Origin of the sequence: Arthrobacter jinronghuae, from assembly GCF_025244825.1 — a bacterium.
Taxonomy (GTDB): Bacteria; Actinomycetota; Actinomycetes; order Actinomycetales; family Micrococcaceae; genus Arthrobacter_B; species Arthrobacter_B jinronghuae.
This window is the reverse complement of sequence record NZ_CP104263.1, coordinates 2,466,804-2,488,402: the sequence shown is the minus strand read 5'-3', so window position 1 is coordinate 2,488,402 and position 21,599 is coordinate 2,466,804. Positions and strand designations below refer to the sequence as shown.

Below are 21,599 nucleotides of genomic sequence, written 5' to 3'. Positions count from 1 at the left end.
GCCCCATGGCGGACGCTGCTGAACTCGAAGTTGAGATTGTTGCTGCCGACCACTTCGTGTGGTCGGGAGCGGCAAAGATGGTCAAGGCCCGCACCAGCGACGGCGAGATCGGGATCCTTCCCGGGCACTCACCGGTGCTGGCCATCCTGGCAGAGGGCGGACTGGCCATCGAACCGGTGTCCGGTTCCCGCATTGAGGTAAGCGTCGACGGCGGATTCTTCTCCGTGGACAACAACCGGGTGGTCATCGTGGCGGACAATGCCAAGGTGACCAACGAAGCAACCGCCGGGACCCGCTGACTCCTTCCGATGGACAGCTCCTATGTGTTCATTGCGTTGGCCGCCCTCTTCGGGCTGCTCGTCCTTGCAGTAGTGCTCTTCGGGGTGCGCCGCAGCCAGCTGCGGCGCGCCCTGGGGACCTTCGATGCCTCCATCTGCCTCCCCCCTGCGGGGTGGCGGATGGGGGTTTGCCGTTATACGGACACCCATTTGGAATGGCTGCGCCTGGTCTCGCTGAGCCCGCGTCCGCCGTACCGTTTCCTGCGCAGTTCGCTGGAGATGGCCGGCTGGCGGGAGCCCACTGAAGCCGAGCGTGCGCGTATCCAGCCCGGTGCCGTCGTCGTCAACTTGAACTACCAGGGCAGCATCATCCTGGTGGCCATGAAATACGAGGCCTATACGGGCTTGTCTTCATGGGTGGAAGCCGGCCCCGTGGTCGGCATCGGTACCTGGCGCTAGGCGCCGGGCCGGCAGGAAAAAGCTTTGCTTAGAAGGCACAGGGAATTGTCCCTGTGCCTTTTTTGCTGCCCGCGGGTGCCTGTCCCGTCCGCCTACTATGGAGTAATGGAAGACGTCATTGTTGTTACCGGCCCGTCCACCCTTCACGGAGCCGTTACTGTCCCGGGTGCCAAGAACAGCGTCCTGAAGCTGATGGCGGCGACGCTGCTTGCGCAGGGCCGATCCGTCATCACGAATGTCCCCAACATCCAGGATGTCTGGATCATGGCGGAGCTGCTGCGCCGGCTGGGATGCTCGGTGGATTACGACGTCGACGCCGCGTCCGTTGCCGTAGACGTCCCGCAGGAGCTGGGCCACCAGGCGGACTATGACCTCGTCCGCGCCATGCGTGCCTCCATCTCCGTGCTGGGACCGCTGGTGGCCCGCTGCCGGCGCGCAGAGGTCGCGCTGCCGGGCGGAGACGCCATCGGTTCCCGCGGACTGGACATGCACCGCGCCGGGCTGGAACTCATGGGCGCCGAGATCGGCATCGACCACGGGTACCTGGTTGCCTCGGTCCCGGAAGGCCTGCACGGCGCAGACCATATCCTGGACTTTCCCTCCGTAGGCGCCACCGAGAACCTCATGATGGCCGCCACCCTGGCCCGCGGACGCACCGTGGTCGATAACGCTGCCCGGGAACCGGAAATCACGGACATTGCCCGCATGCTCAACGGCATGGGCGCGCAGATCAGCGGCGTGGGCACCAACACGCTCGTTATCGACGGAGTCCAGGAACTGCACCCGGTGGAACACCGCGTGGTGCCGGACCGGATTGTCGCCGGCACCTGGGCCTTCGCCGCAGCGATCACCGGCGGGGAAATCGAGGTGCGTTCCGCGGATGCATCGGCGCTGGCCGTGGTACTCGACAAGCTCACCCAGGCGGGCTGTGAAGTCAGCACGGGGGAGGACGGCTTCACCGTGAAGGGGCCGGCCCGTCCGGAGCCCATCAATGTCTCCACACTGCCGTATCCCGGGTTCCCGACCGACCTGCAGCCCTTCGTGGTGGCCCTCAACGCCGTCTCAAACGGCTCGGGCATGGTCACCGAGAACGTTTTCGAAGCGCGCTGGGGCTTCACTTCCGAACTGGCGCGGCTCGGAGCGGTGGTACGCCTCGACGGGCACCACGCCCTGATCCAGGGCGTCGAGCTGCTCTCCGGTGCACCCGTGGTGGCCAACGACATCCGGGCCGGCGCGGCCCTTGTCATAGCTGGCCTGGCCGCTGACGGAACCACGGAAGTGCGGGGCGTGGACCATATTGACCGCGGGTATGAGAGATTCATGGAGAATCTCCGGGGTCTCGGTGCGAACGTGGTCCGCCGGCGCGGGTAGCGGAATCAATAACTAGAAAGCCCCCGGCATTTGCCGGGGGCTTTCCTTATTTTCCTGCGAAGAAAGTGCGGGAACCTTAGAGGGCGGTTACGCCGGTGGCCTGGGGGCCCTTGGCGCCCTGGCCGATCTCGAAGGAAACGCGCTGGTTTTCGTCGAGGGTCTTGAATCCGTTGGTCTGGATTTCGGAGTAGTGAACGAAGACGTCGCCGTCGGAGTCGTCCGGAGTGATGAAGCCGAAGCCCTTTTCGGCGTTAAACCATTTGACGGTACCCTGAGCCATTTGTTTCTCCTCATAATGTGGAACTTACCTGCACAGTCCGTGCCGGATATGTTACTGAAGCAAGAAAGCCCAAGTTCTTGCCGTTCAGCAGTTCCTTGAGGAGCTTCTCACTCGCAACGGTCTTGCGAGCATGAAAAAACACCTACACAAAGACTTGGTAACAGCGTTGCATAACCGAAATGTCTGGTCAATGGTCGAAACGAAATATTTGGAACTTTTTTTCCGTGCTTTTCTAAACCGGTAGCCACGTTCCGCAGCGCAGGACCGCGTGCAGCTCCAGGTCCGGCGAGACCACCAGTGCATCGGCGCGCAGACCGCGGCGCAGGGCACCCACTTCATCGGCGAGCCGCAGCACGTCTGCGGGCACCGCAGTGGCAGCACCCACGGCGTCGGCGAGCGGCACACCGGCAGCGACAGCCGTGCGTACGCACTGGAGCAGCGTGGCGGTGCCGCCGGCCAGCGTGCCGTCGGGCAGGCGGGCCGTCCCGTTCCCCACCACGACGTCGGCAGAGCCAAGCCGGTAGGTGCCGTCGCCCAGCCCGGTGGCCGCCATGGAATCACTCACGAGGGCCACGTTGGCACCGCCTACAAGCTCGAAGACGGTGCGTACGAGGGCGGGGTCCAGATGCGCCCCGTCGGCGATCAGCTCCACCACGGCCGCCCCGCTGCGCGCGGACCGCAGGCTCGCTGCGACTGCGCCGGGGGAGCGGTGGTGCATCGGATCCATGCCGTTGAACAGGTGCGTCACCGTGGGGCGGGGAGCGTAGCCGCCGAAGCCGGCCTCTTCCATTTCCTCCCGGGCGGACTCCAGTGACTCGGCAGCAACGGGGTCCGCGGCGGCGGTATGCCCCAGCGACGGCGTCACGCCGTGCAGGACCAGGCGGTCCACCAGATCGTCTGCTCCGGGGAGCTCGGGAGCATAGGTCATGGTGACCAGTTCGCTGTCCGCGGCCTCTATCAGCTCATCCACGAAGCCCGGGTCCGGCGGGATCAGGAACCTCGGGTCCTGCGCGCCGCAGCGCTCCGGCGCGAGGAACGGCCCTTCGGCATGGATTCCGGCAATGAGCCCTTCCCTCGCCAGGGCCCCGAGCCGTGCGGCAGCAGCAAGCAGGTCCGGACGGGACGCGGATACCGTGCTGGCGAGCAGCGTGGTGGTTCCCGCCGAATGCAGGAAGGCAGCTGCCCGCCGCATTCCCCCGGCATCGGAGCTGGTGAAATCGCTTCCCGCTGCGCCGTGGCAGTGCAGGTCCACGAGTCCGGGAAGGATGAGCGAACCGGCCGGCAGGGGCGCGGGCTCCGGCCAGCCGGCGTCGTCAAAACCGCCGGCCGGGCCGGCGTAGGTGATCCGGTCCCCGACAAACGCGAGTGCGCCGTCGGGAACCAGCTCGTCCGGGGTCAGCAGGCTGCCTCGGAGGTAGCCGCGGTCCCGGCTGCGCGCTGTGGGGTTCATGCACCGATTCTAGGCATGTTGCCCGGCGGCCGGGAGCGGGGCGGGGGAGTCAGAAGAGGCGGGAATCCCGGTCATCCACGCCGCGCATCGCGTCGTAGTCGAGCGTGAGGCAGGTGATCCCGCGGTCCTCGGCCAGCACCCGGGCCTGGGGCTTGATCTGCTGGGCGGCGAAAATACCGCGGACCGGAGCCAGCAGGGGGTCCCGGTTGAGCAGTTCCAGGTAGCGGGTCAGCTGCTCCACGCCGTCGATGTCTCCACGGCGCTTCAGTTCCACGGCCACCGTGGCGCCCGTGGCGTCGCGGGCCAGGATGTCCACGGGGCCGATGGCCGTCATGTATTCCCGGCGGATCAGCGTGTGGCCCTCGCCCAAGCGGTTGATCTGTTCGGCCAGCAGGCGCTGCAGGTCTGCTTCCACGCCGTCCTTGATGAGGCCGGGATCGGTTCCGAGGTCATGGGAGACGTCAGAGAACCGCTCGTGGATGCTGATGATCAGGCGGTCGTCGGTCTTCGCGCTTTGGACGTTCCAGACTTCCGTGACGCCGGCTTCGGCGTCCGTCTCGTCCGGTTCGAGGCTGCGCATGGTAGCCGGCGGGCTCATCCAGTTCAGCGGTTTGTAGGATCCGCCGTCGGAATGGATCAGGACGGAACCGTCGGCCTTCACCATGAGCAGCCTTACGGCCAGGGGCAGATGGGCACGGAGGCGGCCGACGTAGTCAACGGAGCATCGGGCTATTACTAAACGCACAGTTGCACTTTACCGGCTGAACTGCGGCAAAATGACTTCTATGCCCCGTTCGAACCATCCCCGCCGCACGCCTGCCGCCGGCAGTGCTGCCGGCCGGAACGCCCGCCGCAAGTGGGCTTCCGCCCCGCCGGAAGGGGATCTGGAACGCACGCGTGCCGGTATTCCGCGCCGTGAAAGCGGTCCCGACGGCGAATGGTCGGTGCGGCAGATCACGGCCGGCAACGCCGCAAAGGACTATCGGTGCCCCGGCTGCGGGCAGATCATCCCGCCCGGAACCGCGCACCTCGTCGTGTGGCAGGAAGACTCGCTGCTGGGCCGCCAGACAGCCGTCGAGGGTCGGCGGCACTGGCACAACCACTGCTGGCGGATCCGCCGCAGATACTGACGGGCTACTGCCGGTCCTGCCGGGCGATGAAGACTTCCTTGAGCAGCAGCAGGGTGGCGGCCGCCGTCGGGATGGCTATCAGCGCCCCCAGTACTCCCAGCAGGCTGCCGCCGGCAATCACGGCGATGACGGCGACGGCGCCGGGCACTGCCACGGCCCGCTGCATCACGCGGGGGGAGACGAAGTAGGCCTCGAACTGCAGGTAGGCCATGTAGAGGATGGCAAAGACCACCGCCGTCTGCCAGCCCTCCGTCAGGGCCACCAGTGAGACCAGCACGAGCGCTATGGGCGGGCCCACCAGCGGGATGAATGCGAGCAGCGCCACCAGGAAGGCCAGCAGCACCGAGAACGGCACGCCGGTGATGGTCATCACGATGAAGGCATAGGTGGCGTCCAGCAACGCGACCAGGCCCTGGCCGATCACGTAGTTGCCGACGCTGCCGGTGATTTCCTCTGAGAGGGCCTCCACCCGGCGGCGGCGGCTGCGCGGGGCAAGCCGGTAGGCCCACTTCTTCATCGACGGAAGGGAGGCCAGGAAGTACAGGGTCAGGACCAGGATGATCAGGGCACCGAACAGGCCGTTGGCAATCACCGTCCCCACGCTGAGGACCCCGCCGAAAATGCCGCCCACGGCGGAGCTGTTGGAGAAGAAGCTGCCGACTTCCTGCTCGATGCGGTCACGGATCTGGAACTGCTTGTCGATGTTGACGAAGAAGTCCGAGGCAAGGAAGTTGTTGATGTAGCCCGGAGCGTTGGCGATGATTTCCGTCGACTGGCTGACGATGGTGGGGATCAGCGTCGCAAAGAAGGCCGTAACGACGCCGGCGAGCACCAGCACGGTGATGGCGATGCCGGCGGGGCGGGGGATCCGCCGCGCGGCCAGCCAGCGGACCACCGGATCCAGCCCCAGGGCAATGAACAGGGCGGCGCCGATCCAGACCAGCAGCTCGCCGACGTTGGTGATGACGAAGAACAGCAGCAGGGCCAGGCCAACGCCGACCGTGAGCATAAAACCAAAGTAGATGGGATGGGCGCGGAGGCTCCCGCTTTCCGGGTCATGCCCCTGCCCGCTGCCGCTGACGCTGAGCCGTTCATCGGGAAGCCGCTCGTCCTCGTCGACCGTAATCTCCGGACCGGCTGCGTCCTCGGGCGGAAATTCGAAGCGCGGCCGCGGCCGGGCGCCGGGAACGCCGTGGCGCAGACTGTAGCGGACACGGTCCGCAGCGGTGGAAAGGAATCCGGGCAGAGGGGTGCGGGGCGCATTCCCGTCAGGGGCATTCCCGTCCGCCGCTTTTTTGTCCGCAGGGCCGGGGAGCGGCGCGTGGACGGGCACGTCCTCGTTATCGCTCATTTCGCGCGTTTCTCCTCTGCCTGATTGGGCTGCCGATACGAACCGAAACCTTACCAGCCGGCGCGCCGCCGAAACCGTTTTCCGCTTACGCGCATCCGGCGGTAACCGCGCCGGTTCATCACCCGAATGGGTGCTCTGGAGGGATTTCGTTACCATTGGGTTACCAAGTGCCAGGACATCAATGACCAGCTGCGAATTAGCCGCCGCATTCCGGCGCCCGCGTTCGGGCCTGCCGGTTCGGAAAATCCGCCGCCCTGCCATGTCATTTGCCCAGACTGAAGATAGGTAAGTTGTGCGAAACAAATTTGCGGTTCCGCTGATCGTCCTCGGGGTGCTGCTGATGCTGATAGGCATTGGCCAGCGCACGTTCTGGGCGCCACCCGAGACACAGTCGGTTTCCATGGAAGCCGAGGGCACCGCGGGTGCCGTGGTCACCGTACTGGAACCGGAACTGCTGGCCGAATACTCCGACGGCGTGGACATCACCGTCCGTTCGGATGCTCCCTTCACGCTGGCGGTTGGCCGGGCCAACGATGTCCAGGCATGGGTGGCCGACGCCGCCGCCACCCGGCTTAGTCCGGGAGACGGCAACTCGGACCTAACCGTCGGCACCGACAAGACCGGCAAGACCGCTCCGAATCCTGCCGGTTCTGACCTCTGGGTCATTGAAGAGTCCGGTGAAGGCGAACTGTCCTACGACTGGGAGGCGCCGGGCGAGGGCGACTGGCGGATGCTGCTCGCCACGGACGGCACCGCTGCCGCCCCCACCGACGTGACCCTGACCTGGGAGAATGACGCCACCCGTCCGTTCGCCGTGCCGCTGATTGTCATCGGTGCCCTGCTGGCCGTCCTGGGCCTGGCCCTCGCCTTCCTGCGCAGCGGCTCCGACGGTCCGCGACGCAGCAGCCGCCGCAGCGCCGGTCCGGAGACCGGGCCTGCTGACAAGCAGCCCAGCGTCTCGGGAACGACGTCGGCCTTCACCGCCGCGGCCCCGAACCGCCGTCGTCCGGCCTTCCTGGCCGCTGCCGCCGCCGCCGTTCTGGCAGCGGGCTCTGCCCCCGCAGCGGCGCTGGCTGCCGACGAGTCCGCCGCCGGGAGCCAGCCGGTAATTGTGGATTCCCAGCTGACCCGCATCCTGGATTCCGTGGCCGGCACGGTCGAGGCGGGCGACGCGGCCAAGGATGCGTCGATGCTGAAGCCGCGCGTCGGCGGGGCCGCCTACGCCATGCGTGCTGCGAACTACGCCGTGGCCGCGAAGTCCGCCGACCATGAAGCCCCAGTGCCGGTGGCCGCGGAAACGCTGCGGACCCAGTCGATCGGCACCGCCGCCGACTGGCCGCGCACCGTCGTCGCTGTGACCCAGGGCGAGGAAAACCCGGTGCCCCAGGCGCTGCTGCTGGTCCAGGACTCGGCCAGGGACAATTACAAGCTCGTTTCCGCTGTCCAGATGCTGCCTGCCAGCACCTTCCCGCAGCCGCCCGCTGCCACCGAAGGCTCGGCCCAGATTCCCGCAGACTCGGACAACGGACTGGCCATGTCGCCGCAGGACGCCGTCGCTGCGCTGGCAGACTCCCTGACCAATCCGGAGGGCGAGAACAAGGACACCTTCGGCGCCAACCGGTTCAGCGAGGACGTGGTCAAGTTCCAGCAGCAGGTGCAGAGCGACCCGAAGAATGAGTTCGCCACCAACACGTTCCAGCATGCCGCCGATCCGAAGGAAACGTACGCACTGCGGACCGAGGACGGCGGGGCCATCGTGTTCGGCTACCTGTCCAACACGTTCTCCAGCACACCCAAGGAAGCCGGCGACTCGGTCAACCTTGAAGGCACCGTCTACCAGGCATTGACCGGCGAGACGAACACCGACAAGGGCATCGACGTCACCCACGGCGAAGCCGTAATGCTTTACGTTCCGGCTTCCGGCGGCACCAGCCAGGCCTTGGTAGTGGGTGCAGCGCAGGAACTGCTGTCCGCGAACCTTTTGTAGGAGGAAGCGTTGGGCTTGCCGGTGGACGGGCGAGGCGTAATAAGGTGAAGAAATGAGCACACCGAACCATCGCCCGTCACCGGCAGCCCCCTCCTCCATGAACCTGCGGGGTGCAGTTGACCTCTCCGCCCTCAAGGCACGTTCCACGGCCCCGGCGGCCCCCGCAGCCCCGGGCGGAGCTGCCCCCGGAGCCGCTCCCGCGCCGTCACCGTTCGTGGTGCAGGTCTCGGAACAAACCTTCCCCCAGATTGTCCAGCTTTCCGCCGAAGTTCCGGTGGTCATTGACCTGTATTCCGATGCGAGCCCCGACTCGCAGCAGGTCTCCGCAATCCTGGCGTCCATCGCCGTGGAACAGAACGGCCGGATGCTGCTGGCACGGGTGGACGCGGAAGCTTACCCGCAGATTGCACAGGCCTTCTCCGCCGTCACCGTTCCCACCGTGGCCGCAGTGATCAAGGGCCAGCCGGTGCCGCTCCTGGACCGGCCGATGCCGGAGGAACAGATCCGTGCCCTGGTCGGCGAGCTGATGCAGGTGGCCGCCGCCAACGGTGTCAACGGGTCCCTTGAAGGCGGTACCCCGGAAGAGGCGCCGGAAGCGCCGCTGCCCCCGCTCCACCAGGAAGCCTTCGACGCCATCAACGCCGAGGACTACGACGCCGCGGCTGCGGCCTACCGCCGGGCACTTGCCGAGCAGCCTGCCGACGCGGAGGCCAAGGCCGGCCTGGCGCAGGTGGAACTCATGGCCCGGCTTCGCGACGCTGACGCGGAGGCCGTCCGCCGGGCGGGCGCCGAGGAGCCTGACAATGTGCAGGCGCAGCTTGCCGTCGCGGACCTGGACATTGCCGGCGGGCACGTCGAGGACGCCTTCCGCCGGATCACCGGCCTGATCGGCAGGGTGCACGGCGAAGACCGTGAAACAGCCCGGCTGCGGCTGCTTGACCTCTTCGAAGTGGTGGGCATCGCCGATCCACGGGTCACCAAGGCCCGTTCCGCCCTCGCCCGGGCACTGTTCTAGGCTGCGGGGCCTTTCCTTGGATACGTCATCGCTTTTTGACCCCGTCACCCTGCGCGGAATGGAGCTGGCCCACCGCGGATGGGTGGCCGCCATGTGCCAGTATTCCGCGGACGCCGCCCATGCGCCCGGCGTACCCAATGACTGGCACCTGATGCATCTGGGCTCCTTCGCCGCCGGCGGGGCCGCCCTGATCATCACCGAGGCCGCTGCGGTCCAGCCGGAAGGACGGATCAGCCCGCAGGACGCCGGGATCTGGAACGAGGCGCAGGCCGCGGCCTGGCAGCGCATCACGGATTTCGTGCACCGGCACGGCGCCGTCCAGGCGCGCATCGGCATCCAGCTGGCCCACGCCGGGCGCAAGGCCTCCACCTATGCTCCGTTCGCTGCCGGCACCGGCAGCGTGCCGCTGTCCGACGGCGGCTGGCAGACCGTCGGCCCGACGGCGGGCCCGTTCGGCAACTACGCGGCTCCCGCCGCCCTGGATGAAGCGGGTATCCGGCAGATAATCCGCGACTTCGCCGATGCGGCTGTCCGCTCGGTCGACGCGGGCTTCGACGCCATCGAAATCCACGGCGCGCACGGCTACCTGCTGCACCAGTTCCTCAGCCCGCTGGTCAATACCCGCACCGATGCGTGGGGCGGGGACGAGGCGGGGAGGAACCGGCTGACCCTCGAGGTCGTCGACGCGGTACGGGCTGTGATTCCCGATTCCATGCCGCTGCTGCTGCGGATCTCCGCCACGGACTGGATGCCCGGGGGAGTGGACGCCCAGTCCTCGGTCGTCCTGGCGCGGGCAGCGCGGGAACACGGAGTGGATCTGGTGGATGTTTCCACCGGCGGAGCCGTTCCCGGGGCCACGATCCCCGTCGGACCGAATTACCAGGTGGAGTATGCCGAAGCGGTCCGGCACGGCGCGGGAGTGCCTACCGCCGCCGTCGGACTCATCGATTCCGGTACGCAGGCGGAGGCGATCCTGCAGGCCGGTGCCGCGGACGCGGTCCTCATTGCCCGTGCCGCGCTGCGGGATCCGCACTGGTGGATGCGCGCAGCGGCGGAGCTGGACGCCAAGCTGCCCTGGGTGCCGCAGTACGAGCGGGCCGCACGTCGCGGCATGTTCTAGCCGGTACGGCGGTGGCTAGGCTATGGCCATGACATCGACACCGGATCCCGTCCCGGCTCTCGCCGTCCGGGGACTAGCCAAGCAGTTCGGCCGGAAGACTGCCGTCAACGGCATCAGCCTCGAAGTGCCGCAGGGCTCGTTCTACGGGCTGGTCGGCCCCAACGGAGCCGGCAAGACCACCCTGTTGTCGCTGGCCACCGGGCTGCTGCGTCCGGACGCGGGCTCCGCCTGGGTACACGGCACCGATGTGTGGGCCCGTCCCTTGGAGGCCAAGCGGTTGATGGGAATACTGCCGGACGGTGTCCGGCTCTTTGACCGGCTGACCGGCGAACAATTGGTGACGTACGCCGGCCTGCTTCGCGGGATGGACCGGGAAACGGCGCATTCCCGCACGAAGGACCTGCTGGCCGCCATGGATCTTGCTGCCGATGCAGGCACCCTTGTGGTGGACTACTCCGCCGGCATGACCAAAAAGGTGGCCCTGGCCTCGGCCCTGATCCACGCTCCCCGCCTGCTGGTGCTGGACGAACCGTTCGAAGCAGTGGATCCCGTCTCGGCCGCCAACATCCGCGACATCCTCTCCGACTATGTCGCCGCCGGCGGCACGGTGATTGTTTCCAGCCACGTTATGGACCTGGTCCAGCGGATGTGCGACCACGTGGCCGTAGTGGCCGGCGGAAACCTGCTGGCCGCGGGAACGCTGGACGAGGTCCGCGGCGACACCAGCCTGGAGGACCGCTTCGTTTCACTGGTCGGCGGGCGCACCCGCGCGGAGGGGCTGGAATGGTTGCGCACCTTCTAAGGCTGAAGCTGCTGCTGCTGCGCAACTCTTTGAAGCGCAGTCCCTGGCAGTTGGTGGGGATCATACTCGGCGGCCTGTATGCGCTGTCCCTGCTGGTTGTCCTGGCGGGAGCCCTGTTCGTTTTCGGAGCCGATCCGGCCCTTGCCCGGACTGCGGTGATCCTGGCAGGGAGCACAGCCGTGGTTGCCTGGGCAGTGATTCCCGTGGCATCGTCGGGACTGGACCTGACCCTGGACCCGGCGCGCTTCACCACCTATGCCGTCCCGGTGCCGCAGCTGCTCGCGGGTCTGGCCGCGGGCGGGCTCATCGGCATTCCGGGCGCCGTCACGCTGCTTGCCGTGCTGGCGCAGGCCGCAAGCTGGTACCGCTCGCCGGCTGCGCTGGCCGCAGCGCTTGTACTCTCGGCCGTTGCAGTCTTCACGTGTCTTATCGCCGCCCGGGTGGCCGTGGCAGCAGCCGTCTCCCTGACCGGCTCCCGCAGGTTCCGCGAATTCACCGGACTGCTGATGATCATTCCGCTTGTTCTGCTGGGGCCCATCATTGCCGGTGTTGCCGACGGGATCCGGGCCGGCGCAGAGTTCCTTCCAGGCCTCGCCGAGGTGCTGTCCTGGACGCCGCTGGGCGCGGTGTGGGCGGTCCCCGGAGACATTGCCATTGGCCACTACGGTGCTGCTGCGGCGAAGACCCTTATCAGCGCGGCCTTCCTGGCACTGCTGGTGCTGGCTTGGAAAACCCTGCTGCTGAGGGCCCTGGTCCGCCCGCCGCAGGCCGGGGCCGGGCGCAAGGCTGCAGGCCTGGGGCTGCTCGCCCGTTTCCCGGCAACTCCCACCGGTGCCGTGGCCGCCCGGTCGCTGATTTACTGGCTGCGGGACCCGCGCTACAGTGCTTCGCTGCTGATCCTCCCGCTGCTCGTTGTGGTCCTGCTGTTCGCGGGCAACAACGCCGGCGCGGAGGCGGGCCTGATGGTGCCGCTGGCGTTGGGCCCGCTCGTGGCTTTTATGCTGGGCTTCTCCATCAGCGCGGACGTTTCCTATGACAGCACGGCGTTCGCGCTGCATCTGGCCACCGGCGTGTCCGGACGGGCGGACCGCGCGGGCCGGGCACTCGCCTGCGCAGTGCTGAGCGTGCCGGCCGTGCTTGCCGCAGCCGTCCTGCCGGCGGCCCTGACCGGGCACGCTGACCTCATAGCCCCCGTCCTGGGGGTTTCCCTGGCGGCCCTGATGATCGGGCTGGGGGTCTCCAGCGCAGTGTCTGCGCGCTACACCTACAACGTGCCGCTGCCGGGGGAAAACGCATTCAAGACCCCGCCCGGTTCCACCGGCCGGGCCCTGCTGGTGCAGGGTGCCTTCAGCCTCGTGACCTTTGCGTTGCTGGTCCCTGTGCTCGTTCCGGGAGTGCTCGCCGTCGTGCTGGAAAGCACTCTGTGGGGAGTTGTGACACTGCTCGCGGGACTGCTGCTGGGTGCGGCGGTGCTGATCCTCGGGATCCGGCTGGGCGGACGGTGGCTGGACGCGCGCGGGCCGGAACTGCTGCAGCAGGTCTCCATCAACAAGTAGTCGGCGGGTACTAAGATGGAACGCATGAGCCTGCCTCCCGATCCTTTCGAAAACGATCCCCGCCGCCTGGATGACAACGGTACGTCCACGGCCACCATCGAGCGCGAAGAACTGCGCGAAGAGCTGGAACCCGGCGACAGCGAACGCTTTGCCCACTATGTGCGCAAGGAAAAGATCATGGAATCGGCGCTTTCGGGCGAACCGGTTATTGCCCTGTGCGGCAAGGTCTGGACACCAGGCCGGGATCCCCAGAAGTTCCCCGTCTGCCCCACCTGCAAGGAAATCTACGAGGGCCTGCGTCCCGAAGGCGACAACCCCAAGGGCAAGAAGTAGTTCGTCGCTCCGTTTCCCAGCCTTCCTGTGTGAAGGCAGTTAGTCCTGATGCCTGCATGACCTATGTGTTTACGCCTGCGCCCGTGCGCAGTCGCTCAGCGCTGCGCCCGTCCGGTGCCCGCACGGCAACAACCAATCGAGAAATGAGAAAGGTTGCGTTCCCCGCGTGAGTTCCGAAACCCTGTTCGGCGCCGGTGCGTCCCTGCCGCCCGCCTACCCCGAGCGCGCCGCCTGGGGCACCGCCCCGAAGCTCCGTCAGTGGCAGGCGGAGGCGCTGGAGAAGTACTTCGCATCCAATGCCAGCGACTTCCTCGCCGTCGCCACCCCCGGCGCCGGTAAAACCACCTTCGCCCTGCGTGTGGCCAACGAGCTGGTGGAGCGTGGAATCGTCAACCGCATCACCGTTGTCGCCCCCACGGACCACCTGAAAAGGCAGTGGGCCGACGCCGCCGCGAAGGTTGGCCTGGCCATCGACCCGAACTTCAAGAACGCCGACGGACGGCACGGGCACGGCTTCATCGGCGTGGCCGTCACCTACGCGCAGGTGGCGTCCAAGCCCATGCTGCACCGTGCCAAGACCGAGGCAGCCCGCACCCTGGTGATCCTGGACGAGATCCACCACGGCGGTGACGCCCTGTCCTGGGGTGACGGCATCCGCGAAGCGTTTGAGCCGGCCGTCAAGCGGCTTTCCCTGACCGGTACGCCGTTCCGCTCGGACACCGCCGCCATTCCGTTCGTGGAGTACGTCGAGGACCGGGACGGCATCCGCCGGTCCAAGGCGGACTACACCTACGGCTACGGGCAGGCGCTGAAGGACCACGTGGTCCGCCCGGTGATGTTTATGGCCTATTCCGGGCAGATGCGCTGGCGGACCAGCGCCGGTGACGAAATGGCTGCGTCGCTGGGCGAAGCCGCGGTGACCAAGGACATCACGGCGCAGGCCTGGCGCACCGCCCTGAACCCCACCGGAGAGTGGATCCCCGCAGTGTTGGCCGCAGCGGACCGCCGCCTCACCGAGGTCCGCCGGTCCGTGCCCGACGCCGGCGGGCTCGTGATCGCAACGGACCACGACGACGCCCGTGCCTACGCCGGCTGGCTGAAGAAGATCATGGGCGAATCACCCACGGTCATCCTGTCCGACGATGCCAAGGCCTCGGAAAAGATCGAGGAATTCTCCGCCGGCACCCAGCGCTGGATGGTAGCCGTGCGGATGGTGTCCGAAGGCGTGGACGTGCCGCGCCTCGCCGTCGGCGTGTATGCCACCTCCACGGCCACCCCGCTGTTCTTCGCACAGGCCGTGGGGCGTTTTGTGCGTGCCCGCAAGCGCGGCGAGACGGCGTCGGTGTTCCTGCCCTCCGTGCCGAACCTGATGGCGCTGGCCAACCAGATGGAAGTCGAACGCGACCACGCGCTGGACCGCCCGGACAACCATCTGGAGGAGGAAGGCTTCGGCCTCGAGGACAGCCTGATGGAGGCGGCCAACCGGGAGGAAAAGGCCTCCGGCGAGCTGACCAAGCAGAAGTTCGAGGCCCTGGAATCCCAGGCGTCCTTCGACCGCGTACTGTTCGACGGCGGCGAGTTCGGCACCGGGGGTGCGCTGGGCAGCGAGGAAGAGCAGGATTTCATCGGCATCCCCGGTCTGCTGGACGCGGACCAGATGAGTACGCTGCTGCGCCAGCGCCAGCATGAGCAGCTTTCCCGCAGGGGCCGCCGTTCCGGTGCCGCCGCTGAGGCAGCCCCCGCGGAAGCCCCGGAAGTGGTGGACCACCGCCGGCTGACCGAACTGCGGGGTGAGTTGGCGAAGAACGTTTCCGCCTGGTCCGCCCGCTCCGGCATGCCGCACGGCGTGGTGCACAGCGAGCTGCGCCGGATCTGCGGCGGACCGCCCGTGGCCCAGGCCAACGAGGAACAGCTCAATAAGCGGCTGAAGAAGCTGCAGGACTGGTTCATCGGCCGGAAGTAGCTCCGGCAGTAGGGAACAGCAACAGGGAACAGCAGAGGGCCGGCCGCAGCAGCGGCCGGCCCTCGCTTTGCGCCCTTGCTACAGGTCGATGATCTCCACGCCGGCGTCTTCGAGTTCGGCCCAGGCCGCGAGCGTGGTCTCGCGCTTGATGCCGCGGCACAGCTCCGGGATCACCGCGGTGGTGTACCCGGCAGCGATGGCGTCCAAGGCGGTGGCGCGTACGCAGTAGTCAGCGGCAAGGCCCAGCACCACCACCTCGTCCACGTCGTTGTCCCGCAGCCAGTCGTCCAGGCTCAATGTCTCGGCGTCTGTCTCCGGCTCGGCTTCCGGCTCCCCGAGGGGCACCTCAACATCCGGCGCCAGGACGCCCTCAAAACCGGAATACGCGGCTTCGTACTGGCCCTTGCGGAAGAAGGCATCCACCAGTTCGGTGTCCAGGTCCGGGTGCGGCTGGGCGCCGGGGGTGCCGGCCACGCAGTGCCTCGGCCAGGAGTCCACGAAGTCCGGCATTTCAGAGAAATGCGCACCGGGATCGATGTGCCAGTCCTGGGTGGCGGCGACCAGATCGTACCGGCCGGCGGAGGTTTCCACGTAGTCGGTGATTTCCCCCGCGAGGTCCGCCCCGCCGGCCACAGCCAGCGAGCCGCCTTCGCAGAAGTCGTTCTGCACGTCGACAATTATCAGGGCGCGGGCCATTGCTTACTCCTCGTATTCGGTGGGGATGGCCGGCTCGCCGCGCTGCAGGCGGTTCACCGAGGTTGGCAGTTCGGCAAGGGACGCCGCGTGCCGCTGGGCAGCACGCGTCACGGCCTCCGGTCCCGTCCAGCCGGGCAGGACTTCGCCGTCGGCCACGAACTGGTGCAGCAGCGTACGGTCGTTGCCGTCGTCCGCCGGCGCGTGGCCGATGCCGATCACCTCGGCGGTTGCCGTGCCGTGTTCGTCCAGCCGGCGCAGTGCGTACTTGCGCCCGCCGAGCGAGACCTTGTTTTTCGCGGCCTTGGCCACGGAGACGAACTCGTGGTCCTCTCCCTCGCGGCTGACCAGTTTGTAGACCATGCCTGCGGTGGGCGCCCCGGAGCCGGTGACCAGGGAGGTGCCGACGCCGTAGGCATCCACGGGAGCCGAGGCCAGGGCCGCTATCGCAAACTCATCGAGGTCGGACGTGACCATGATGCGCGTTTTGGTGTTGCCCAGCTCGTTGAGCAGGTCGCGGACCCAGCGGGCCTGCGCCACAAGGTCGCCGGAATCCAGCCGCACGCCGCCCAGCGCCGGTCCGGCCACTTCCACCGCGGTGCGGACCCCCTGCTCGACGTCGTACGTGTCCACCAGGAGGGAGGTGCCAAAGCCCAGCGACGCCGTCTGCGCGGTGAAGGCTTCCTTCTCGGAATCGTGCAGCAGGGTGAAGGAATGCGCGGCCGTGCCCACGGTTTTCAAGCCGTAGCGCAGGCCTGCCTCGAGGTTGGACGTGCTGTCGAAGCCGGCGATCACAGCCGCGCGGGCCGCGGCCACGGCGGCTTCCTCATGGGTGCGGCGCGAACCCATCTCGATGCAGGGACGTCCGTCGGCTGCAGAGGTCATGCGGGATGCTGCGGAGGCAATGGCACTGTCGTGGTTGAGCATGGACAGGATCATGGTTTCGAGGATGCAGGCTTCGCCGAAGGTGGATTCAACGATCAGCAGGGGGGACTGCGGGAAGTACGCCTCACCCTCGGCGTAGCCGTAGATGTTGCCGGAGAAGCGGAAGTCCGCGAGCCACTCAAGCGTGCGTTCGTCCACCACGTTGGTCCTGGCCAGGAAGTCCAGCTGCGGTTGTTCGAAGCGGAAATTCTCCAGGGCTTCAAGAATGCGGCCCGTTCCGGCCGCGATGCCGTAGCGGCGGCCTTCCGGCAGCCGCCGGGCAAAGACTTCGAACACGGACCGGCGGGAAGCCGTACCCGAGTGGAGGGCGGCCTGGAGCATGGTGAGCTCGTAGTGGTCCGTATAAAGGGCTGAATTCGGGGTGTGCCGGACGGCGGGACTGTTCACAGGCAAAACTCTAACCCGCGGATCCCCATTGAGTAGAAGGCTGCACGGTGGAGGATCGCAAACCGATTCCTCACTACAATTGGACCCATGGCTACCAGCACCGCGCCCGGAACCGACACCCTGACACGTGAGGAGACGGATACCCTCACGTCTTCGGACGTTCCCTGGGTCGTGATTGTCTGGAACGACCCGGTTAATCTCATGAGCTATGTCAGTTACGTCTTCCAGAGTTATTTCGGCTATTCGGAGTCCAAATCCCACAGGCTCATGCTGGAGGTCCACCAGGCCGGGAAGTCCGTAGTGGCCACCGGATCCCGGGAATCCGCGGAACGCGATACCGTCGCCATGCATTCCTACGGACTGTGGGCTACCTTCCAGAAGGCGGACGCGGCCTAGCGCCGCCTGCACCGCCCGACCCTGAACACAGAACAGAAACGGATATTCGTGGCCACCGGCTTCAAGCTCACCCGTAAGGGCATTACCGCCAACCTGGAACCGGGGGAGCGGGACCTGCTCCGCAAGCTCTTCTCCGATGTGCAGTCCTTGCTGGAACCCGACACTGCCGCGGATGCCGATCCCCTCGCGGCCATGGTCGGCATCGACCCGTCGGCGGCCGTTCCGGATGACTCCGCCCTGCTGAGGCTCCTCCCCAACGGCACCACGGGGAACGACGACGACGCCCTGGAGTTCCGGCGGTTCACGGAACGGACGCTGCGCGAATCAAAACAAGCCGCCCTGCGCGCCGCCGCGCTGCAGCTGGAGACGGCACCGCTTCGACTGGACACCGAGCAGGCGCAGCTCTTTGCCCGCGCCTTGAACGATGTCCGGCTGGTGCTGGCCGACCGCCTGGGCCTGGAAAATGATGAAGACGCCGAGCGGCTGCACGACATCACCGATCCGTCCAAGGCGGAGGACCTGGACGGCTACCTTGCACTCGTGTACAACTTCGTCACATGGCTGCAGGAGACACTGATGCAGGCGCTGCTCGGCTCCCTGAACTGACTAGGACTCCATGGCACCGGCAGCCGACTATGTGAGCAACGGCACGGGGCGGTGAATGTGCCCGCGCGCGGGGGAGGACTATGGTCGTTACATTATGAGTTCGAACCCGGCCAGCCCCTCCACCCATCCACTGGGCACGTCTGTGCACGAAACAGTCCGGGTCAAGGACCCGGACGCCCCGATCGGCATCTTTGACTCCGGTGTCGGCGGGCTGACAGTGGCACGCGCGGTCCTTGACCAGCTGCCCAACGAAGCCGTCATGTACGTGGGGGATACCGCCAACGGACCCTACGGCCCCCTGCCGATCGCCGAAGTACGGGCCAAAGCGCTGGGTGTGATGGACGAACTGGTGGATTCCGGCGTCAAGCTCCTGGTGATTGCGTGCAACTCCGCCTCCGCAGCCGTCCTGCGCGACGCCCGTGAGCGCTACACGCACCGATACGGCATCCCCGTCATCGAGGTCATCCAGCCGGCCGTCCGCCGCGCGGTGGCTGCTACCCGGACCGGACGGATCGGCGTCATCGGAACGGCTGCCACCGTTGGTTCGCGGGCCTACGACGACACCTTTGCCGCGGCCCCGCACCTGCAGGTGTCTTCGGTGGCCTGCCCGGCGTTCGTGGAGTTTGTCGAAGCCGGCATCACGTCCGGTCCCGATGTGCTGGCCACGGCGGAGGAATACCTGGCTCCGCTGAAAGACCGGGACGTGGACACCCTGGTCCTTGGCTGCACGCACTACCCGCTGCTCACCGGCGTCATTTCCTATGTCATGGGCGACGGCGTCACGCTCGTGTCCAGTGCCGAGGAAACCGCGAAGGATGTCTACCGCGCCCTGATCTCGCACGGGATTGAACGGCGCTCGCAGACCGCGCCGCAGCATACCTTTGTTGCCACCGGTGACTCCGCCTCCTTCGAACTGCTTGCCCGGCGTTTCCTGGGTCCCGAGGTGCTCAGCGTCCAGCAGGTGGAACATGTGGCCGCGCATTACCCCACAGGCAGCATGGCGCGGGTAACCCCGCAGATGATTGCCGCAGCCCGGGCTGATGCCCCTGAACGCACGGAGGCGCACAGCGGCGCTTCCTGGAACGGCACGGTATGAAACTGACCATTGTGGGCTGCAGCGGATCCTTCCCCGGCCCGGCCTCGCCGGCGTCGTGCTACCTCGTGACCGCCAACGACGGCGTCCGCGACTGGCGGATCCTGCTGGACCTCGGCAACGGTTCGCTGGGTGCGCTGCAGCGCTACATGGACCTGCGGGACATCGACGCCGTCCTGCTGACCCACCTGCATCCGGACCACTGCATGGATTTGTGCGGCCTCCACGTAGCCGTGCACTGGGATCCCTCCGGCTGGAACCGGGACCGGATCAAGGTCTGGGGCCCGGCGGCAACGGCGGACCGGATGGCAACGGCCTACGGGCTGGAGCTGGATCCGGGCATGCACGAGGATTTCGAGTTCTCCAACTGGACCGCCGGCAGTGCAGTGCAGATCGGGCCGTTCACCGTGACCCCCTATCCGGTGCGGCACCCGGCCGAAGAGGCCTACGCCCTGCGCGTGGAGGCCCGCACCGTGGACGCCGACGGCGAACCCGTACTCCGGACCCTGGCCTATTCCGGAGATACGGATTCCTGCCCCGGGCTGGAAGATGCTGCCCGAGACACCGACGTTTTCCTCTGTGAAGCTGCGTTCCATGAGGGCCGCGACGACGCCATCGAAGGCGTGCACCTGACCGGCCGCCGCGCCGGAGAAGCAGCCACCGCAGCGCAGGCCCGGCGGCTGCTCCTCACGCACCTGCCGGTCTGGAACGACGCCAGCGTCAGCGTCTCGGAAGCGCGCGGAACCTACAGCGGGGACCTCGCCGTCGCCGTGGCCGGTGTCTCCTACGACGTCGGCAGCCCCTTCACCGCGCCGCTCGCCGTGCAGGGCGGGGCGAGGGAAGCGGGATAGGCCTGCCGTCAGCGGCCCTTTCCATGTCCGTGCCCGTGTCCATGTCCGTGGCCGGAGCCGGGATCCTGCGGGTAGCTCCGGTCGTTGACGAATTCTTCGGGACGGTACCTGATGAAGTCCGCTTCGCCCAGTCCCAGTGATTCGGCTGCCCGGTCAAGCTGCCGGGGCTCGGCCAGGTTTCCCCAGCGTCCGGTGTCAAGGCGTTCGTCCATGGCCAGCACGGCGCCGACCCGCTCCGCGTCGGTGAAGGTGCAGTGCCCGGTCCGTTCGACGTAGGACTGGCGCAGCAGCGCACCGGCCCCGGCGTCCCGAACCGTCTCCGCGTACTCCTCCATGTACTGAACCGGCGCCAGGATGTCGGCCAGGGTATGCATGGTCAGCACCGGCATCAGGAGGTCTCCGTGCGGGGTCGAGGTGCGGTCCATCCAGTCCAGGGCTTCCGGATCCGGCGCAATGTCCGCGGTGGAGGTGAGGGTATGCAGGTCCCGGCGCAGATCCAGGCCGGCACTGCGGTACAGCGCCTTGACCTGCTGCCGCTGCGCCGAGTCCCGCAGCAGGGAACGGTAATCCACCCCTTCGTTCCAGCCGCTGTCACCGTCTGCGGCGTTGACAATCGAGGCACGCGAGCCGACCACAAACGGGATGGTCTGCAGCAGCCAGTTGTACTGCGCCTCCTGCTGTGCGGCGAAGTCCTTCCGATCCGGTTCCATGTCTCCGCTGAACCAGGTTGGTGTGTTCATCAGGGCCGCCGCCAGTGCCAGCCGGGCCCGGCCCTCCGGCGTCGCCTGTGCCTGCTGTACCGCACCCATCAGGGCATCGATGGTGACGCCCGCTTCCTCGGCGGTGCGGAATCCCGTCAACTGCAGGTCCGTTCCGGGCAGGAGCAGTTCGGCGAGCGCGTGGATGCCGTCCAACTGGTAATTGTTCAGGTTGATTCCGCCGCCGAGCAGCCCGCAGGTGCTCACCGCACCGTCCACGCCGCTGTCCGGGGTTTCGGCGATGAGGCTGCTGACCAGGCCGCCCATCGAGGTGCCGAAGGCGATGGTCCGGACCGGCTCGCCCGCCGCGGCCGAGAAGGCGGCCAAGGTGCCCAATTGGTCCTCGACCGCTGTGCCGAGTGCCCAGCCGGCGGATGCATAGGACGAGGATGCGACCGCGAATCCCCGGGCAGTCAGCGCCTGCGCGGTGGATTCGAAGCCCGGGTCCTCCGCCGGGTTGTCGGGTCCGGGCCGGAAGCCGTGGCTGTAGAGCACCAGCTTGCCGTTCCAGTCCTCCGGCATTTGTGCTGCCCACGTTGCCCCGCCGGGAAGTGTCCCCCCGAGCTCCGTGACGTCAGGCTCCGCCGCTGTTGCCGTTGCCGGGGCCGTTGCCAGGGCCAGCGAAACGGCAACCCCCAAAGATGAAAGTCTGCGCATGTGTGTGCCGATCCTTTCTGCGTCATTGCAGGAGGTCTGGGTCTGACGGTACGGCGCCACCCTAGGAGCCGCGCAGCGGACAGGGAAGGGTGGAAGCGCATTATCGTCGGCGCCCGCC

At 67.3% G+C, this 21,599-nt stretch carries 22 protein-coding genes; 15 read left to right on the top strand and 7 right to left on the bottom strand.

What is annotated here, in order from left to right:
• Window positions 1–5 precede the first annotated feature (5 nt).
• From N2K98_RS11680 to murA, 3 genes are all read left to right on the top strand, one after another.
• Window positions 6–299, top strand: a complete 294-nt coding sequence (locus tag N2K98_RS11680; RefSeq protein WP_227918261.1) for a F0F1 ATP synthase subunit epsilon — start codon at window positions 6–8, stop codon at window positions 297–299.
• 9 nt (window positions 300–308) lie between these two features.
• Window positions 309–737 (top strand): DUF2550 domain-containing protein, encoded by a 429-nt coding sequence (locus N2K98_RS11675; RefSeq protein WP_255865210.1) that lies wholly within the window; start codon window positions 309–311, stop codon window positions 735–737.
• Window positions 738–842: 105 nt separating this feature from the next.
• Window positions 843–2,108: a UDP-N-acetylglucosamine 1-carboxyvinyltransferase gene (murA, locus tag N2K98_RS11670; protein ID WP_255865211.1), complete on the top strand. Its 1,266-nt coding sequence runs from the start codon at window positions 843–845 to the stop codon at window positions 2,106–2,108.
• 76 nt (window positions 2,109–2,184) lie between these two features.
• Here the strand turns inward: murA and N2K98_RS11665 are convergent, their stop codons facing one another.
• The 3 genes from N2K98_RS11665 to nucS form a co-directional block, all read right to left on the bottom strand.
• Window positions 2,185–2,388, bottom strand: a complete 204-nt coding sequence (locus N2K98_RS11665) for a cold-shock protein (RefSeq protein WP_146361532.1) — start codon at window positions 2,386–2,388, stop codon at window positions 2,185–2,187.
• 232 nt (window positions 2,389–2,620) lie between these two features.
• Window positions 2,621–3,838, bottom strand: coding sequence for an N-acetylglucosamine-6-phosphate deacetylase (locus N2K98_RS11660; RefSeq protein WP_255865212.1), 1,218 nt, complete (start codon window positions 3,836–3,838; stop codon window positions 2,621–2,623).
• A 49-nt stretch (window positions 3,839–3,887) separates the two neighbouring features.
• A complete protein-coding gene (gene nucS, locus N2K98_RS11655) occupies window positions 3,888–4,583 on the bottom strand; it encodes an endonuclease NucS (protein WP_229949485.1) in 696 nt (231 codons plus the stop codon).
• A 40-nt stretch (window positions 4,584–4,623) separates the two neighbouring features.
• Here nucS and N2K98_RS11650 point away from each other — a divergent pair, with 40 nt between their 5' ends.
• Window positions 4,624–4,968, top strand: a complete 345-nt coding sequence (locus N2K98_RS11650) for a hypothetical protein (RefSeq protein WP_229949483.1) — start codon at window positions 4,624–4,626, stop codon at window positions 4,966–4,968.
• Between the two features lie 4 nt (window positions 4,969–4,972).
• Here the strand turns inward: N2K98_RS11650 and N2K98_RS11645 are convergent, their stop codons facing one another.
• The gene (locus N2K98_RS11645; RefSeq protein WP_255865213.1) at window positions 4,973–6,319 is read right to left on the bottom strand and encodes an AI-2E family transporter; all 1,347 of its coding nucleotides are present in this window, start codon (window positions 6,317–6,319) and stop codon (window positions 4,973–4,975) included.
• 292 nt (window positions 6,320–6,611) lie between these two features.
• Here N2K98_RS11645 and N2K98_RS11640 point away from each other — a divergent pair, with 292 nt between their 5' ends.
• The 7 genes from N2K98_RS11640 to N2K98_RS11610 all read left to right on the top strand — a co-directional run bounded on the left by N2K98_RS11640 (window position 6,612) and on the right by N2K98_RS11610 (window position 15,095).
• Entirely contained in the window at window positions 6,612–8,306 is a 1,695-nt protein-coding gene (locus N2K98_RS11640) for a hypothetical protein (RefSeq protein ID WP_255865214.1), read from the top strand.
• 52 nt (window positions 8,307–8,358) lie between these two features.
• Entirely contained in the window at window positions 8,359–9,321 is a 963-nt protein-coding gene (locus N2K98_RS11635; RefSeq protein ID WP_255797292.1) for a tetratricopeptide repeat protein, read from the top strand.
• A gap of 16 nt (window positions 9,322–9,337) precedes the next feature.
• Complete coding sequence (locus N2K98_RS11630; protein ID WP_255865215.1) at window positions 9,338–10,441, top strand: NADH:flavin oxidoreductase/NADH oxidase; 1,104 nt, start codon at window positions 9,338–9,340, stop codon at window positions 10,439–10,441.
• Between the two features lie 28 nt (window positions 10,442–10,469).
• Window positions 10,470–11,243 carry an ABC transporter ATP-binding protein gene (locus N2K98_RS11625; RefSeq protein ID WP_255865216.1) on the top strand — a complete coding sequence of 258 codons (774 nt, stop codon included), beginning with the start codon at window positions 10,470–10,472 and terminating at the stop codon, window positions 11,241–11,243.
• Window positions 11,225–12,799: a transporter gene (locus N2K98_RS11620; protein WP_255865217.1), complete on the top strand. Its 1,575-nt coding sequence runs from the start codon at window positions 11,225–11,227 to the stop codon at window positions 12,797–12,799. Before N2K98_RS11625 ends, N2K98_RS11620 begins: the two co-directional genes overlap by 19 nt.
• A gap of 24 nt (window positions 12,800–12,823) precedes the next feature.
• On the top strand, window positions 12,824–13,132 hold the full coding sequence (locus N2K98_RS11615; RefSeq protein WP_227918249.1) for a DUF3039 domain-containing protein: 309 nt from the start codon (window positions 12,824–12,826) through the stop codon (window positions 13,130–13,132).
• A 166-nt stretch (window positions 13,133–13,298) separates the two neighbouring features.
• The gene (locus tag N2K98_RS11610; RefSeq protein ID WP_229949470.1) at window positions 13,299–15,095 is read left to right on the top strand and encodes a DEAD/DEAH box helicase; all 1,797 of its coding nucleotides are present in this window, start codon (window positions 13,299–13,301) and stop codon (window positions 15,093–15,095) included.
• Between the two features lie 78 nt (window positions 15,096–15,173).
• Here the strand turns inward: N2K98_RS11610 and N2K98_RS11605 are convergent, their stop codons facing one another.
• Together N2K98_RS11605 and N2K98_RS11600 are read right to left on the bottom strand one after the other, a co-directional pair.
• Window positions 15,174–15,791, bottom strand: coding sequence for an isochorismatase family protein (locus tag N2K98_RS11605; RefSeq protein ID WP_255865218.1), 618 nt, complete (start codon window positions 15,789–15,791; stop codon window positions 15,174–15,176).
• A gap of 3 nt (window positions 15,792–15,794) precedes the next feature.
• The gene (locus N2K98_RS11600) at window positions 15,795–17,120 is read right to left on the bottom strand and encodes a nicotinate phosphoribosyltransferase (protein WP_255865219.1); all 1,326 of its coding nucleotides are present in this window, start codon (window positions 17,118–17,120) and stop codon (window positions 15,795–15,797) included.
• Window positions 17,121–17,207: 87 nt separating this feature from the next.
• On the opposite strand from N2K98_RS11600, the gene clpS reads away from it, so the two are divergent.
• From clpS to N2K98_RS11580, 4 genes are all read left to right on the top strand, one after another.
• Window positions 17,208–17,516 carry an ATP-dependent Clp protease adapter ClpS gene (gene clpS, locus N2K98_RS11595; RefSeq protein ID WP_255797298.1) on the top strand — a complete coding sequence of 103 codons (309 nt, stop codon included), beginning with the start codon at window positions 17,208–17,210 and terminating at the stop codon, window positions 17,514–17,516.
• Between the two features lie 48 nt (window positions 17,517–17,564).
• On the top strand, window positions 17,565–18,122 hold the full coding sequence (locus N2K98_RS11590; protein WP_255865220.1) for a DUF2017 domain-containing protein: 558 nt from the start codon (window positions 17,565–17,567) through the stop codon (window positions 18,120–18,122).
• A 94-nt stretch (window positions 18,123–18,216) separates the two neighbouring features.
• Window positions 18,217–19,218, top strand: coding sequence for a glutamate racemase (murI, locus tag N2K98_RS11585; protein WP_407079838.1), 1,002 nt, complete (start codon window positions 18,217–18,219; stop codon window positions 19,216–19,218).
• Window positions 19,215–20,066, top strand: a complete 852-nt coding sequence (locus N2K98_RS11580) for an MBL fold metallo-hydrolase (protein ID WP_255797301.1) — start codon at window positions 19,215–19,217, stop codon at window positions 20,064–20,066. Before murI ends, N2K98_RS11580 begins: the two co-directional genes overlap by 4 nt.
• Window positions 20,067–20,074: 8 nt before the next feature.
• On the opposite strand, the gene N2K98_RS11575 is transcribed toward N2K98_RS11580, so the two are convergent.
• The gene (locus N2K98_RS11575; RefSeq protein ID WP_255865222.1) at window positions 20,075–21,481 is read right to left on the bottom strand and encodes an alpha/beta fold hydrolase; all 1,407 of its coding nucleotides are present in this window, start codon (window positions 21,479–21,481) and stop codon (window positions 20,075–20,077) included.
• Window positions 21,482–21,599: the final 118 nt, after the last annotated feature.

Excerpts from the sequence above, each read along its gene's own strand:
- N2K98_RS11605 (WP_255865218.1), bottom strand. The coding sequence starts at position 15,791 with ATGGCCCGCGCCCTGATAATTGTCGACGTGCAGAACGACTTCTGCGAA.
- N2K98_RS11625 (WP_255865216.1), top strand. The coding sequence starts at position 10,470 with ATGACATCGACACCGGATCCCGTCCCGGCTCTCGCCGTCCGGGGACTA.
- N2K98_RS11580 (WP_255797301.1), top strand. The coding sequence starts at position 19,215 with ATGAAACTGACCATTGTGGGCTGCAGCGGATCCTTCCCCGGCCCGGCC.
- N2K98_RS11660 (WP_255865212.1), bottom strand. The coding sequence starts at position 3,838 with ATGAACCCCACAGCGCGCAGCCGGGACCGCGGCTACCTCCGAGGCAGC.
- N2K98_RS11575 (WP_255865222.1), bottom strand. The coding sequence starts at position 21,481 with ATGCGCAGACTTTCATCTTTGGGGGTTGCCGTTTCGCTGGCCCTGGCA.
- N2K98_RS11620 (WP_255865217.1), top strand. The coding sequence starts at position 11,225 with ATGGTTGCGCACCTTCTAAGGCTGAAGCTGCTGCTGCTGCGCAACTCT.
- murI (WP_407079838.1), top strand. The coding sequence starts at position 18,217 with ATGAGTTCGAACCCGGCCAGCCCCTCCACCCATCCACTGGGCACGTCT.
- N2K98_RS11680 (WP_227918261.1), top strand. The coding sequence starts at position 6 with ATGGCGGACGCTGCTGAACTCGAAGTTGAGATTGTTGCTGCCGACCAC.
- N2K98_RS11675 (WP_255865210.1), top strand. The coding sequence starts at position 309 with ATGGACAGCTCCTATGTGTTCATTGCGTTGGCCGCCCTCTTCGGGCTG.
- N2K98_RS11650 (WP_229949483.1), top strand. The coding sequence starts at position 4,624 with ATGCCCCGTTCGAACCATCCCCGCCGCACGCCTGCCGCCGGCAGTGCT.
- clpS (WP_255797298.1), top strand. The coding sequence starts at position 17,208 with ATGGCTACCAGCACCGCGCCCGGAACCGACACCCTGACACGTGAGGAG.
- N2K98_RS11665 (WP_146361532.1), bottom strand. The coding sequence starts at position 2,388 with ATGGCTCAGGGTACCGTCAAATGGTTTAACGCCGAAAAGGGCTTCGGC.
- murA (WP_255865211.1), top strand. The coding sequence starts at position 843 with ATGGAAGACGTCATTGTTGTTACCGGCCCGTCCACCCTTCACGGAGCC.
- N2K98_RS11635 (WP_255797292.1), top strand. The coding sequence starts at position 8,359 with ATGAGCACACCGAACCATCGCCCGTCACCGGCAGCCCCCTCCTCCATG.
- N2K98_RS11615 (WP_227918249.1), top strand. The coding sequence starts at position 12,824 with ATGAGCCTGCCTCCCGATCCTTTCGAAAACGATCCCCGCCGCCTGGAT.
- N2K98_RS11645 (WP_255865213.1), bottom strand. The coding sequence starts at position 6,319 with ATGAGCGATAACGAGGACGTGCCCGTCCACGCGCCGCTCCCCGGCCCT.